The following is a 12,676-nucleotide window of genomic DNA, read 5'->3' as shown; positions in this document are numbered from 1 at the left end:
CCAGATTGTTCTTGTATGAAAGTCAGGCAGCGGCGGCGAGCGCGCGGGACAGTTCCCGGGCGCTGCCGCTATCAAGGTTGAGCACCGCGTCGAGAATCGCCTGGGCGCGTTGTGGCGCCACGGCGGTATGGGCGTTCTCTCGGTACTTGGCGATGATGTCTGCGCTGGACAGCGGTCGGTCGGCAGCGCCGCGGTTGATCGCTTCGCGGTGGCGCAGCTCGCAACCGTCGCGCAGGGTGACGATCACCTCGCCGGAGTAATGGCGGGGGAAGCCGGAATCAGGGTCGACCTCGTAGTGGATCTTCTCCATCAGCGCCAGGGCGGCCGGATCGCCAAAGGCGGCGGGCTCGAGATCAGCCAGGCCGAAGCGTCCGCGCAACAATCCGCTGGCCACGGCATAGGGCACGCTGAACTGCGCTTCGTAGCTGCTCGCCGGTTTGCGCTTACTGGCCTGTGGCTCGCAGACGATGCCCACGGTTTCCTTCGGCACCAGGGCAGTGACGCGGACAATGTCCTCGACCCGCACGCCCTGGCCGTGGAGGGTTACCGCCGCGTCGGCCACCGCATGGGTAAAGTGGCAGGCCGGTACCGGCTTGACCGCCACCTCGCCGACTTCCCAGGTGCTGCCCAGGCTATCGGTTGCCAGGGCGTAATCGCATTCGGCTTCGCGCTCGCCCAAGTGGCTCTTGAACAGGCCGAAGCGCCCTTCGTAGACCGCATTCGGCCCGGTAAAGCCATGCCGCGCCAGGGTCGCCGCAGTCAGCCCGGCAACGCCGGCCCACCCCGGGTGCATGCGCTTGGTCCAAGCACCGTCCTCAAGAAACTCCAGGCTGCCCGAGGCGGTGCTGAGCACGATGCCCTGAGTCATCGCCAGTTGTGCAGCGGTCTGGCTCTGCAGCTTGCCGGCGACCAGCGCACAGCCGAAGGCGCCGATCAGCCCGGTGGGGTGAAAGCCGACCTGGTGGAAGCCGCCCTTGGCCACTGCGCCAAGGCGAGTCGCCACTTCCATGCCGAGGATGTAGGCGGTGAGCAGATCGCGACCACTGGTACCGTACTTCGCGGCGATGCCCAGGGCGGCCGGGAAACAACTGGCCGTGGCGTGAATCACCCCGCGACCGTGGGTGTCGTCGTAATCCAGGCCATGCACCAGCACCGCATTGAGCAGCATGGCATCACGCAGCGACAGCTTGGCGCCGAGGCCGATCACGTCGCTGTCGCCCTCGCCCAGCTCGCGAGCAGCGGACAGCGTGCGCTGGGCGAACTCGTAGCGGGTCGAGGCCAGGGCGATACCCACGGCATCGAGGATAAGGTGCTTGGCGCGCTCTCGGGCCACTTCGGGAATGGCGTCATAGTGCAGCTCTTCGGCAAAGCTGCCGAGCGTCACGGCGATGGGAGTAGCAGTAGAGGCCGTCATTGTTGTTGTCCTCAGTTGACCAGCGACAGCGAGATCGCCGGAATGAAGGTAATCAGCATCAGGCCCAGCAGACGCACGCCATAGAAAGGCGCCACGCCACGGGCGACCTCATGTACCGGCTGCTTGGAAATACCCGCCATGACGAACAGATTGAGACCGATGGGCGGCGTCAGTGTGGCGATCTCGACGTTGGCGACCATGATCACGGCGAAGTGGATCGGGTTGATGCCCAGGTGTGTGGCGATGGGAAACAGCAGTGGTGCAGTGAGCACGATCAGCGCGATACCATCGAGAAACATGCCGAGAATCAACAGCACGATGTTGACCAGAATCAGAAACTGCCAGGGGCTCAGATCCATGGCTCCAACCGCGGCGACCAGGCTGGCCGAAACGCCCATGCGGGCCAGGGCGAAGCCGACCAGGCTGCCGCCCATCACCACGGCGAAGATCATGGTGGTCTGCAGCAGCGAGTCACGGGCCACGTCCCAGACACCACCCAGGCTCACACTGCGGTACACCAACAGGCAGAGAATCGCCGCATAGGCAGCCGCGAAAGCCGATACTTCGGTGGGCGTCAGGTAGCCGGTGTAGATGCTGCCGAGGATCAGCACCGGCATCATCAGCGCCGCGCCGGCCCCTGGTAGCTTGCGGCTGAACGCTCGCCAGTCGGCGCGCTGTACCTTGGCGCCATAACCGTTGCGGCGCGAGAAGAACATCACCGCGACCATCAGCAAGCAGGCCTCCATCAGCCCCGGCAATACGCCGGCGATGAACAGCTGATCCACCGGCAAGCCGACGATCGAGCCGATCAGAATGAAGCCCAGGGATGGCGGAATCATCAGGCCGAGCGTGCCACCCACGGCAACGATGGCGGCGGAGAAGCGCGGCGGATAGTTTTCCTTGGTCAGGCCACCCACGGTGGATGCACCGATGGCGGCGGCCGAGCCGACACTGGAGCCAGATACCGCGGCGAAGAATACGCTGGCGATCATCGCGGTCAGCGCCAGGCCGCCACGCACCGCCTGCACTACACTGCCGACCAGTTGAATCAGCAGCTCAGCGATGTTGCCGCGCATCATCAGGTTGCCGGCCAGCACGAACATCGGAATGGCCATCAGCGGGTAGCTGTTGATGGACTTGAACGCGGTCTGCGCGATCACCGTGGTCGGTACGCCGGCGACGAACAGGATCAGCCCGGTAGTGACCAGCCCTAAGGCAACCGCCACGTGGGTACCAATGGCAAGGAATGCCAGCATGACCAGCAGAGCAGTGAGCATCAGCATGGCGGCCTCCTAGAGCTGTGAGCCGGTGATCTCACCATTACCGAACGGATCCTCGCCCTTGAGAGCAAGTACCAAGCAGCGCAGGTAATAGGTAAGGAACAGCAGGGCACCCAGTGGCATGACCAGAAACAGTACCCAGAGCGGCAGATCGAGGTTCGACTCGGTCATCATGCCCATCGTGTAGTAGCGATGAACCTGTGGTAGCGAGGCGTAGAACAACAAGCCGCAGAAGGCCACACCGACCAGGCTCGACATCACATGGCAGAAGGTCTTCAGGCGTGGCCCCAGGCGCTCGACCAGCAGTTCGGTGCGGATGTGATGACCAGCATTGCCGGCCACGCCGAGGGTCAGAAAGAATGCCCAGATCATCAGGTAGCGCACCCCTTCCTCCGCCCAGAACGAGCTGCTGTCGAAGGCGGCCCGGGAGACACCCTCAAACAGCATGATCGCGGTGGCCACCAGGAACATCACGGTAGCCACGTTGAGCAGCACCTTGCGCTCGAACAGCATCCACAGGTTGCGGCGCACGGGCGTACGTCTGTCGTCCACGGGTCTTGGGGTGGTTTTCATGGTCTGCACGGCCATCACAGACACCTCTTCTCGATCGCATCCATGGCCGGCAACACGTCGGGATACTCATCGGCGAAGAGCTTCTTGTTCTTCTCGGCAATCTTCTCGTAGCCCACAGCTTCCTGCGCAGTGGTCTGGGTGAAGGTCGCACCGCCCGCCACCATCTTGTCGATCAGCTTCTGATCCTCGACCACTACCTCTTGCCATTGCTTGGCGGTGATCTCGTCCATGCTGCTGGTGACGGCATCCTGCTCGGTCTTGGCGAGGGCATCGAACCAGACCTTGTCGACGACCACGGCATAGGTGGTCAGCGAGAAATTCGGCACGTAGTAGGCGTGCTTGCCAGTCTGCCCGATCATCTCGGCCCAGCCTCCGGCTGAGGTGAACACACCATCGATAGCGCCCTGGCCGAGTGCCGTACTCATCTCCGAGGCAGGCATCGAGATCGGGCTGGCCTGCAAGCCGCGGATGGTGTCGAGGAACACCCGGCCACCAATAACCCGGATCTTCGAGCCCTTGAAGTCAGCCATCTGCTTCACATCACGCTTGCTCATGATGAAGAACAGGTCGGCGGCACGCAGCAAACCGAGAATTTTCAGATTGCGCGGCTCGACATAAGACGACATCAGCTCGGTCAGCCCCTTGGCGTAGCACTGATTGGTCATCAGCTTGTCGGTCAGGGTAAACGGCAGATTAATGGCGCCCAGGCGCGGGTCGATGGTCTCGATACGCACCGAAACCGGCCAGACCATCTGCACCGCACCGGTACCGAGCGCAGCCAAAGCGTCCTGATCGTTGTACAGCTGGGAGGCGGGGAAGACCTTGACGTCGATCTCGCCATTGGTGCGCTTGTCCACCAGCTCGGCGAACTGGTTCATGTAGCCGGTCTTCCAGTGGCTGGCAGCCACCTCGTTGGGCAGCACCAGCTCTTCGGCCAGAGCGGCCGGAGCGAAGACCGCCAGGGTGCAGGCTGCGGCGGATACCGCGATGACGCGCTTTAGCATGGACATGGTATTTCCTCGTATTTTTTGTTGTAGAGGAACGGCAGTACAGCGTTAGCGATGGGAGGGAATCAGAGTCGCGGCAGGTCAGTAACCCGCGGCTTCATCGAGGGTGTTGCCCTCTCTCTTCTGAATCAGCACCTTGCGCTCGAAGCTCATGAACACCGTACCGTCGGCCTTGGTGCCGGTGGTCTTCACGGTGATGATTCCCTGGTTGGGACGCGACTTGGATTCACGCTTGTCGAGCAGCTCGGAGGTGGCGTAGATGGTGTCGCCGGGAAAAACGGGTGCCGTCAGCTTGATATCGGTCCAGCCGAGGTTAGCGATGGCCTTGCCGCTGACATCCGGCACTGTCATGCCGAGCACGATAGCCACGGTCAGACCGCTGTTGATCAACGGTTTGCCGAACTCGCTCTTCGCCGCATAAGCCGCATCGCAGTGCATCGGATGTAGGTTCATGGTCAGCAGGGAAAACTGGATATTGTCGGTCTCGGTGATGGTGCGACCAGGGCGGTGCTCATAGACATCGCCGATCTCGAAATCCTCGAAATAGCGACCAATCTGTCCACGGTAACGCTGCTCGCCAATTTGCTTGACGCTCATGGATGGAACTCCTTCTTTTTGTTCGACGATCTATGATCGCCGTAGTTATCAGGTTGTCCGGACAACAGGATAGGAGACGAAAAACTTTCTTGCCAAGCCGCCGTTAGCCAATCGCAGGGAAAATGGGTGTTTCAGGATGCTCGGAGTCAGAAGAGCAAGCTCTACGCAGGGCGCTTCAGTCGTGAAATACCGTTCGTCGGCTGGTGTATTGCGAGGTCTGCACAACGCCATAAAGCCTTTGATTGCTGATCATTGGGGGCAGATACGGCAGCGGCCATGATCAGGACGAGCATGAGGCAGAGCCATTAGGAAAGGGGGTTGGAAAAAGGTTATGGCTCTGCTGGTCACCACCGGCCTTAAAGCTGGCTGTAATACAGGCTCTGGCTGGGTAGGTGGAGTTGCTACAACAAGCGCTCCTGGCGATCGCGGAAGGTTAACCAGCTGGCCTGCAGATCATCCCTCAAAGCCGCGCTCCATCCGGCCAAGAGCGCTTGTGATGGCGTGTCTACCTCCCTAGAATGCCGCGATGCAAAATGACCTCGATCAGCGACTCACCTCCCTCAACCCAGCCCAGCACCACGCGGTTACCACACCGCCTGGTCATCAGTTGGTGCTGGCCGGTGCCGGCTCCGGCAAGACGCGCGTGCTGGTGCATCGCATCGCGTTCCTGATCCAGCGGCTGGACGTCTCGCCCCACAGCATCCTGTCGGTGACTTTCACCAACAAGGCCGCCGCCGAGATGCGTCATCGCATCGAAGACGTGCTTGGGCAGAGCCCGGCCGGCATGTGGGTGGGTACCTTCCACGGCCTGGCACACCGCCTGTTGCGCGCGCATTGGCGCGAGGCCAACCTGGCCGAGAACTTCCAGATCCTCGACTCCGACGACCAGCAGCGTCTGGTCAAACGGGTGATCCGCGAGCTGGGCCTGGATGAGCAACGCTGGCCGGCCAAACAGGCGCAGTGGTTCATCAACGGGCAAAAGGATGAAGGCATTCGCCCACAGGGCATTCAGGCCAGCGGCGACCTGTTCCTGGCCACCATGCGCAGCATCTATGAAGCCTACGAGGCGGCCTGCGCGCGCGCCGGGGTCATCGATTTCGCCGAGCTGCTGTTACGCGCTCTCGATCTGTGGCGCAACAACCCCGGTCTGCTGGAGCATTACCATCGGCGCTTCCGGCATATTCTGGTGGACGAGTTCCAGGACACCAACGCCGTTCAGTACGCCTGGCTGCGCTTTCTCGCCAAGGGCGGCGAAAGCCTCATGGTGGTGGGCGACGACGACCAGTCGATCTACGGCTGGCGCGGGGCGAAGATCGAGAATATTCAGCAGTTCGACAGTGATTTTTCCGGGGCCGAGATCATCCGCCTGGAGCAGAACTACCGCTCCACGGCGAATATCCTCAACGCCGCCAATGCGCTGATCGCCAACAACCAGGGACGCCTGGGCAAGGAATTGCGCACCGACGTCGGTGACGGCGAACTGATCAGCCTGTACGCCGCCTTTAACGAGCACGACGAAGCTCGCTACGTGGTCGAAACCATCGAGGATGCCCTGCGCAAGGAAGGCCTCAAGCGCAGCGATATCGCCATTCTCTATCGCTCCAACGCCCAGTCGCGGGTGCTGGAAGAGGCGCTGCTGCGCGAGAAGATTCCCTACCGCATCTACGGTGGCCAGCGCTTCTTCGAACGCGCCGAAATCAAGAACGCCATGGCCTACCTGCGCCTGATCCACCAGCGCGGCAACGACGCGGCACTAGAGCGGGTGATCAACGTACCGGCCCGTGGCATTGGCGAGAAGACGGTGGAAACCCTGCGCCAGTTCGCGCGGGCCAACGAGCTGTCGATGTGGGCCGCACTGCATGAAGCTGTCGGCACCAAGGTCGTCAGTGGGCGTGCCGCCAGCGCCCTGAATGCCTTCGTCGAGCTGGTCGACACCTTGGCCCTGAAGGTCGAAGGGATGTCGTTGCACAGCATGGCGCAGCTGGTCATCGAACAGTCCGGCCTGCTCGCCTATCACCGCGACGAGAAGGGCGAGAAGGCCCAGGCACGGGTGGAAAACCTCGAGGAGCTGGTCTCTGCTGCACGCGCTTTCGACTCTTACGAGGGTGAAGACGGCGACGAAGAGCAGACACCGCTGGCCGCATTCCTCGGCCACGCCTCGCTGGAAGCCGGCGACACCCAAGCCGCCGAAAACGAAGACAGCATCCAGTTGATGACCCTGCACAGCGCCAAGGGCCTGGAGTTCCCACGGGTGTTCCTGGTCGGCATGGAAGAAGGCCTGTTCCCGCACAAGATGAGCCTGGAAGAACCCGGCCGTCTGGAAGAGGAACGGCGTCTGGCTTACGTCGGGATCACCCGGGCGATGCACAACCTGGTGATCAGCTACGCGGAAACCCGCCGCCTGTACGGCAACGAGACCTACAACAAGGTGTCGCGTTTCGTGCGCGAGGTTCCCCCGCACCTGCTCCAGGAAGTGCGCCTGTCCAATAGCGTCAGCCGACCTTACGGCAGTGGCAGCCGCAGCATGAGCGGCAGCAGCCTGTTCGCTGGCAGCGCCGTGCCGGACACCCCGTTCAACCTTGGCCAACGCGTGCAGCATTCACTGTTCGGTGAAGGCACCATCCTCAATTTCGAGGGCTCCGGCCCGCAGGCACGCGTACAGGTGAATTTCGAAAACGAGGGCAGCAAGTGGCTGATGCTGGCCTACGCCAAGCTGGAAGCACTTTGAGGCGCCAGCTCAAAGCTGGCTGCGCCTCGCCCCTGCTGCGCTGATAAGAATTTGTTAAACCAACGGGCATCGAGCGCTTCAAGCCGACGGCCAATAATAAAAGTAACCTGGGCACGCTGCTCAACACCCCTAAGGGAGATCACGATGAACCGCCGTAACCTGTTCGGCGCCGCTGTGGCGCTGCTCGCTGCCATCGGCTTGGCCGGCTGCAAGGAAGAAACCCCTGCTGCCCAGCAAAGCGCCACCCCTGTAAAAGCGGAAACCTTTCACTGGAAGATGGTCACCTCCTGGCCGAAGAACTACCCGGGCCTGGGCACTGCCGCCGAACGTCTGGCCGAACGCATCAATGCCATGAGCGCCGGGCGGCTGACCGTCAAGGTCTACGCTGCTGGTGAGCTGGTACCGGCGCTGGAAGTGTTCGATGCAGTGTCGCGTGGTACTGCAGAAATGGGCCACGGCACGCCTTACTACTGGAAAGGCAAGGTTCCGGCCGCACAGTTCTTCACCTCGGTGCCGTTCGGCCTGTCGACCCTGGAAATGAACGCCTGGCTGAGCAAGGGTGGCGGTCAGGCCCTGTGGGACGAGACCTATGCGCCCTACGGCGTGAAACCGCTGTCGGCGGGTAACACCACCATGCAGATGGGCGGCTGGTACAACAAGGAAATCAACTCCCTGGAAGACGTCAAAGGCCTGAAGATTCGCATGCCAGGCCTGGGCGGCGAAGTGTGGAGCAAGCTCGGCGCGATCACCGTCAACCTGCCTGGCGGGGAGATTTTCACCGCCCTGCAAACCCGCGCCATCGATGCTACCGACTGGGTGAGCCCGTACAACGACCTTGCCTTCGGTCTGCATAAAGCCGCCAAGTACTACTACTTCCCGGGCTGGCAGGAGCCACAGGCGGTGGTCGAGTCGATGGTCAACCAGAAGGCCTTCGACAGCCTGCCTGCCGACCTGCAAGCCATTGTAGTAGAGGCCGCCCGTGCGGCGACCCTGGACATGATGGACGACTATATCTTCAACAATGCCAAATCCCTGGCCCAGCTCAAAGAGCAGGGCGTGCCGATCAAGCGCTTCCCCGACGAAGTGCTGGACGCCATGAAGCGTGAATCTCAGGTGGTTCTGGAAGAGCTCGCAGGCCAGAACGAACTCAACGGCCGCATCTGGAAATCCATGAAGACCTTCCAGGATGAAGTCACGCCGATGAGCGCAGTGACCGAACAAGAGCTGTACAACTGGCGCTAAGCACCCGTCGACCCGAATAGGGATCGACAGTAGCCGTTAATAAAACGGAACCCTCGGGTTCCGTTTTACGTCCACCCCAAGTACACGACTAAACAGCGCCAGCCGTTGCGTTGGGCAAAAGCTCGAAACATTCTGTTGCTGGTCATGCCGACCGGCCACGGGCAAGATGCCCGTCAGTGTTTCAATAACCAAGAGAAAACCGATAATGCAGCGTTTCCTCAGTATCGCCCTGGTAGTTTGTCTGGGCCTGTCCTTCAGTTTGACTGCCGACGCCAAGCGTATGGGCGGCGGAAAATCCTTTGGCTCCGCACCGAGCCACCAGACCCGTCAGGCCACACCTCCTTCCCAGCCTAACGCCAACGCCGCTGCGCCTGGCCGTACTCCTGCCGCCGCCAGCGGTGCTTCGCGCTGGCTCGGCCCACTGGCCGGCCTGGCCGCCGGTGGTCTGCTGGCTTCGATGTTCATGGGTGATGGCTTCGAAGGCCTGCAGATCATGGACATGCTGATCTTCGGCCTGATCGCCTTCCTGCTGTTCCGCTTCCTGGCCGCTCGTCGCCAGAAGCAGCAGCCGAACGTCGCAGCCGCCGGTGGTGCTCCCTTCCAGCGTGAAGCCCATGGCCAGCCGCAACCCGCACAGCAGTCGATCTTCGGTGGCAGCAGCGCTGCTGCGATCAAACCGGTGATCAACGCACCTGCCTGGTTCAATGAGCAGAGCTTCATCAATGCTGGTCGCGAGCACTTCCTGAGCCTGCAGCAGCACTGGGACGCGAACGAGATGGACAAGATCGCCGAGTTCGTGACCCCGCAACTGCTGGAGTTCCTCAAGCGCGAGCGCGCCGATCTGGGTGAGGGCTTCCAGTCCACCTACATCGACAACCTCGACGTGCAGTTGGACGGTGTCGACGACCACGCCGACAAGACCATCGCCACCCTGACCTTCAGCGGTGTATCGAAGACCTCGCGCTTCGACCAGGGCGAAGTGTTCAGCGAAAGCTGGCGCCTCGAGCGCCCGACGGGCGACAACCAGCCCTGGCTGGTTGCCGGTATCCGCCAAAACGGCTGATCCCACGCGTGATGACAAAACCCGGGCTTGCCCGGGTTTTGTGTTTTCCGGGCCTGAACTTTTGGAACCTGTGCTGCATCTCTCGGTCATTCGCACCGAGACCTATGGAATGGTCATATCGCAACCAACATGGCATTTTGCCTTTTTGCGGCTTGTGACTATTTTCCATTCAGCGTAAAAAGCTGCGCTATTACAGAAATATCAAACCAGACGGCAGCTGACCTAGCGCTCGTCTGTTTTGTGCTTTCCAAAACCTGATGAGAATCGCCGACCTCTACTGGAGCCGCCCGTGGAAGAAGTCATCGAACAACTGCGTGAACTGAACGAACCGGTACCGGTACCGCTGGAACTGCCGGAAGAAGAACTGCTCGTGGAGATTGAGGAGCAGATCCTCATCAACTTGCCGTTCGAGCTGCGCGAATTCCTGCTCAAGGTCAGCGATGTGGTCTACGGCCGCCTGGAGCCGGTCACGGCCACCGACCCGCAGTCGCACACCTACCTGCCAGAAGTGGCCTCGGTTGCCTGGTCGCTGGGTGTATCCCGAGAACTGGTGCCGATCTGCGAAGATCAGGGCAACTACTACTGCGTCGAGCAGGACGGCACCGTGCTGCTGTGGGACGGCGAAGAAGAAGACCTCACCGACGACAGCTGGGACTCGGTCTGGCACTGGGTACGTGAAGTCTGGCTGGAGGAATGATCATTCCCCTAGGGCGCAGCGGCTGCTTTCGTAGCCCGTGCTGAGCGTTGCGACACGCGGGGAATACAGCCCTGGGTATCGCTTCGCTCAACGCCAGGCTACGGGTTTACATACAAGAAGGGCGCCTATCTGGCGCCCTTGTCGTTTCAGTGATGCCCGGGTGTCTCGGGCTTGTCGAGCGTTTCGAACAGGGCGATCTGCAGGCGTGTGTGTACGCGGATGAACCAGCGCCACAGCACGGCCACCACACCAGCGGCAACGACGCCGACCAGCAGCAGCATGTCATTGGACGGCAGGATGCTCGACGACAGCGCCGTCAGCAGCAGCATGATGCCGACCAGTGATAGCAGCGGAATGACCTCGGAAATCACCTTGCGCACCCGCGCCGTATGACGACCGGCCTTCTCCTGGCGCACACTCATCTCGGCGAGCAGCATGGAGAGCGCCTTGATCTTGCGGTACGCCGCAATCAGGCACGGCAACGACAACAGCAAGGCCGTACCCCAGATCACCGCCTTGCGCAGGTTCTCCTGATCCAGCCACTGGGCCAGCCAGGCACCGAACTGCGTGGCGAAGAAGGCGATTCCCAGGAAGATCGCCACCACGAAAGCCAGGTTGACCAGCACCTGCATAACGATCTTGCGGATCATCCCCGCCAGGATCGCGCCCTGGCCTTGCGGCTGGATGCTGCGCAGCCATTCGCCGTACAGCGAGAACACCCGCGACACGCGCTGCGGCATAACCTTGCCAAGACTCACCGCCAGCGGATCGGCCGAGCGGATCAGGTATGGCGTGGTCAGGGTGGTGATCACCGATACGGCAACCGCTACCGGGTAGAGGAAGTCGCTGGTCACCTGCAAGGTCATGCCCAGGGTGGCGATGATGAAAGAGAACTCGCCGATCTGCGACAGGCCCATGCCGACGCGTAGCGAGGTGCGCCCGTCGTTACCGGCGATGAAGGAGCCGATGCTGCACGAGAACACCTTGCCGACGATCACGGCCACAGTGATCACCGCGATCGGCCAGGCGTATTCGACCAGCACGTTGGGATCGAGCAGCAGGCCGATGGCAACGAAGAAAATCGCGCTGAACATGTCACGCACCGGCTCGATCAGACGCTCGATCTGCACCAGTTGGCGCGACTCGGCCATGATCGCACCGATCAGGAAGGCACCCAGCACCATGCTGTATTCCAGCTTGACCACCAGCAGGCAGAAGCCAAAGCACATGCCCAACACCGCCACCAGTAGCATCTCGTTGCTTTCGAACTTGGCCACATAAGCGAGGATGCGCGGCACCAGAATGATGCCGATGACCAGGGCGACGATCATGAACAGCGACAGCTTGCCAACGGTGGCGAACACCTCGCCGGTTTCCACGCTACCGCTCAGGGCGATACCGGACAGCAGCGCGATGATGCCGATACCGAGAATGTCCTCGACGATCAGCACCCCGAAGATCAACTGTGCGAAGCGCTCGTTCTTCATCTTCAGGTCGCCGAGCGCCTTGATAATGATGGTCGTCGAAGAAATCGCCAGGATCGCGCCGAGGAACAGCGAATCCATGGTGCTCCATTCGAAATAGCGGCCAATCTCGAAACCGATCCAGATCATCAGGATGATTTCCAGAAACGCCGCGATGAAGGCCGTGGCGCCGACGTTGAACAGCTTGCGCAGGCTGAACTCCAGCCCCAGGCAGAACATCAGGAAGATCACCCCCAGCTCGGCGAGGGTGCGGATGGTCTCTTCATCATGGATCAGGCCGAACGGCGGTGTGTGCGGGCCGATCAGGAAGCCGGCGAGGATATAACCGAGAACCACTGGCTGCTTGAAGCGGTGGAACAGCACGGTGACCACGCCGGCCACCAGCATGATCACCGCTAGATCCTGGATGAAGCTGATGGCATGCATGAGGAAACGGCTCCTTGTTTTGGGGCAGGCACAAGCGAGCTCGGGCGGCTGCTCGATGGCTCACGTGAGCCTGCTGAAGAATGGGGTTATTGACCCGTTGCTGGGCCACTTTGACTGCAGATTAACATCCGAGCCGTACTCGCGCGACGCAGCAATACTCAGAAC

General features: G+C 61.3%; 10 protein-coding genes. 4 read left to right on the top strand and 6 right to left on the bottom strand.

Features of this window, described 5'->3' with window-relative positions; genetic code table 11:
* Positions 1–22: 22 nt before the first annotated feature.
* The 5 genes from ACZ3GY_RS20345 to ACZ3GY_RS20325 form a co-directional block, all read right to left on the bottom strand.
* On the bottom strand, positions 23–1,414 hold the full coding sequence (locus ACZ3GY_RS20345; RefSeq protein WP_465911761.1) for an MmgE/PrpD family protein: 1,392 nt from the start codon (positions 1,412–1,414) through the stop codon (positions 23–25).
* 11 nt (positions 1,415–1,425) lie between these two features.
* Entirely contained in the window at positions 1,426–2,697 is a 1,272-nt protein-coding gene (locus ACZ3GY_RS20340) for a TRAP transporter large permease (RefSeq protein WP_465911760.1), read from the bottom strand.
* Between the two features lie 9 nt (positions 2,698–2,706).
* Positions 2,707–3,282: a TRAP transporter small permease gene (locus ACZ3GY_RS20335; RefSeq protein WP_465911759.1), complete on the bottom strand. Its 576-nt coding sequence runs from the start codon at positions 3,280–3,282 to the stop codon at positions 2,707–2,709.
* The gene (dctP, locus tag ACZ3GY_RS20330) at positions 3,282–4,277 is read right to left on the bottom strand and encodes a TRAP transporter substrate-binding protein DctP (RefSeq protein WP_465911758.1); all 996 of its coding nucleotides are present in this window, start codon (positions 4,275–4,277) and stop codon (positions 3,282–3,284) included. Before dctP ends, ACZ3GY_RS20335 begins: the two co-directional genes overlap by 1 nt.
* Before the next feature lie 78 nt (positions 4,278–4,355).
* Positions 4,356–4,871 carry a MaoC family dehydratase gene (locus tag ACZ3GY_RS20325; protein WP_465911757.1) on the bottom strand — a complete coding sequence of 172 codons (516 nt, stop codon included), beginning with the start codon at positions 4,869–4,871 and terminating at the stop codon, positions 4,356–4,358.
* A 526-nt stretch (positions 4,872–5,397) separates the two neighbouring features.
* On the opposite strand from ACZ3GY_RS20325, the gene uvrD reads away from it, so the two are divergent.
* The 4 genes from uvrD (at position 5,398) to ACZ3GY_RS20305 (ending at position 10,601) form a co-directional block, all read left to right on the top strand.
* Entirely contained in the window at positions 5,398–7,599 is a 2,202-nt protein-coding gene (gene uvrD / locus ACZ3GY_RS20320) for a DNA helicase II (protein WP_465911756.1), read from the top strand.
* A 144-nt stretch (positions 7,600–7,743) separates the two neighbouring features.
* Positions 7,744–8,841, top strand: coding sequence for a TRAP transporter substrate-binding protein (locus tag ACZ3GY_RS20315; protein WP_463563082.1), 1,098 nt, complete (start codon positions 7,744–7,746; stop codon positions 8,839–8,841).
* 205 nt (positions 8,842–9,046) lie between these two features.
* Positions 9,047–9,904 carry a Tim44 domain-containing protein gene (locus tag ACZ3GY_RS20310; protein ID WP_463563081.1) on the top strand — a complete coding sequence of 286 codons (858 nt, stop codon included), beginning with the start codon at positions 9,047–9,049 and terminating at the stop codon, positions 9,902–9,904.
* Positions 9,905–10,193: 289 nt separating this feature from the next.
* Positions 10,194–10,601: an SMI1/KNR4 family protein gene (locus ACZ3GY_RS20305; protein ID WP_463563080.1), complete on the top strand. Its 408-nt coding sequence runs from the start codon at positions 10,194–10,196 to the stop codon at positions 10,599–10,601.
* 146 nt (positions 10,602–10,747) lie between these two features.
* Here the strand turns inward: ACZ3GY_RS20305 and ACZ3GY_RS20300 are convergent, their stop codons facing one another.
* Positions 10,748–12,511, bottom strand: a complete 1,764-nt coding sequence (locus tag ACZ3GY_RS20300) for a cation:proton antiporter (RefSeq protein ID WP_465911755.1) — start codon at positions 12,509–12,511, stop codon at positions 10,748–10,750.
* Positions 12,512–12,676 lie beyond the last annotated feature (165 nt).

This window comes from Pseudomonas sp. PME37.24/006 (genome assembly GCF_055556635.1).
The sequence above is the reverse complement of the archived record's forward strand: the minus strand, read 5'-3'. Positions and strand labels throughout refer to the sequence as shown.

What these genes read in the sequence shown, in the direction of transcription:
- ACZ3GY_RS20310 (WP_463563081.1), top strand. Translation starts at nt 9,047, where the DNA reads ATGCAGCGTTTCCTCAGTATCGCCCTGGTAGTTTGTCTGGGCCTGTCC.
- dctP (WP_465911758.1), bottom strand. Translation starts at nt 4,277, where the DNA reads ATGTCCATGCTAAAGCGCGTCATCGCGGTATCCGCCGCAGCCTGCACC.
- ACZ3GY_RS20335 (WP_465911759.1), bottom strand. Translation starts at nt 3,282, where the DNA reads ATGGCCGTGCAGACCATGAAAACCACCCCAAGACCCGTGGACGACAGA.
- ACZ3GY_RS20315 (WP_463563082.1), top strand. Translation starts at nt 7,744, where the DNA reads ATGAACCGCCGTAACCTGTTCGGCGCCGCTGTGGCGCTGCTCGCTGCC.
- ACZ3GY_RS20325 (WP_465911757.1), bottom strand. Translation starts at nt 4,871, where the DNA reads ATGAGCGTCAAGCAAATTGGCGAGCAGCGTTACCGTGGACAGATTGGT.
- ACZ3GY_RS20345 (WP_465911761.1), bottom strand. Translation starts at nt 1,414, where the DNA reads ATGACGGCCTCTACTGCTACTCCCATCGCCGTGACGCTCGGCAGCTTT.
- ACZ3GY_RS20300 (WP_465911755.1), bottom strand. Translation starts at nt 12,511, where the DNA reads ATGCATGCCATCAGCTTCATCCAGGATCTAGCGGTGATCATGCTGGTG.
- uvrD (WP_465911756.1), top strand. Translation starts at nt 5,398, where the DNA reads ATGCAAAATGACCTCGATCAGCGACTCACCTCCCTCAACCCAGCCCAG.
- ACZ3GY_RS20340 (WP_465911760.1), bottom strand. Translation starts at nt 2,697, where the DNA reads ATGCTGATGCTCACTGCTCTGCTGGTCATGCTGGCATTCCTTGCCATT.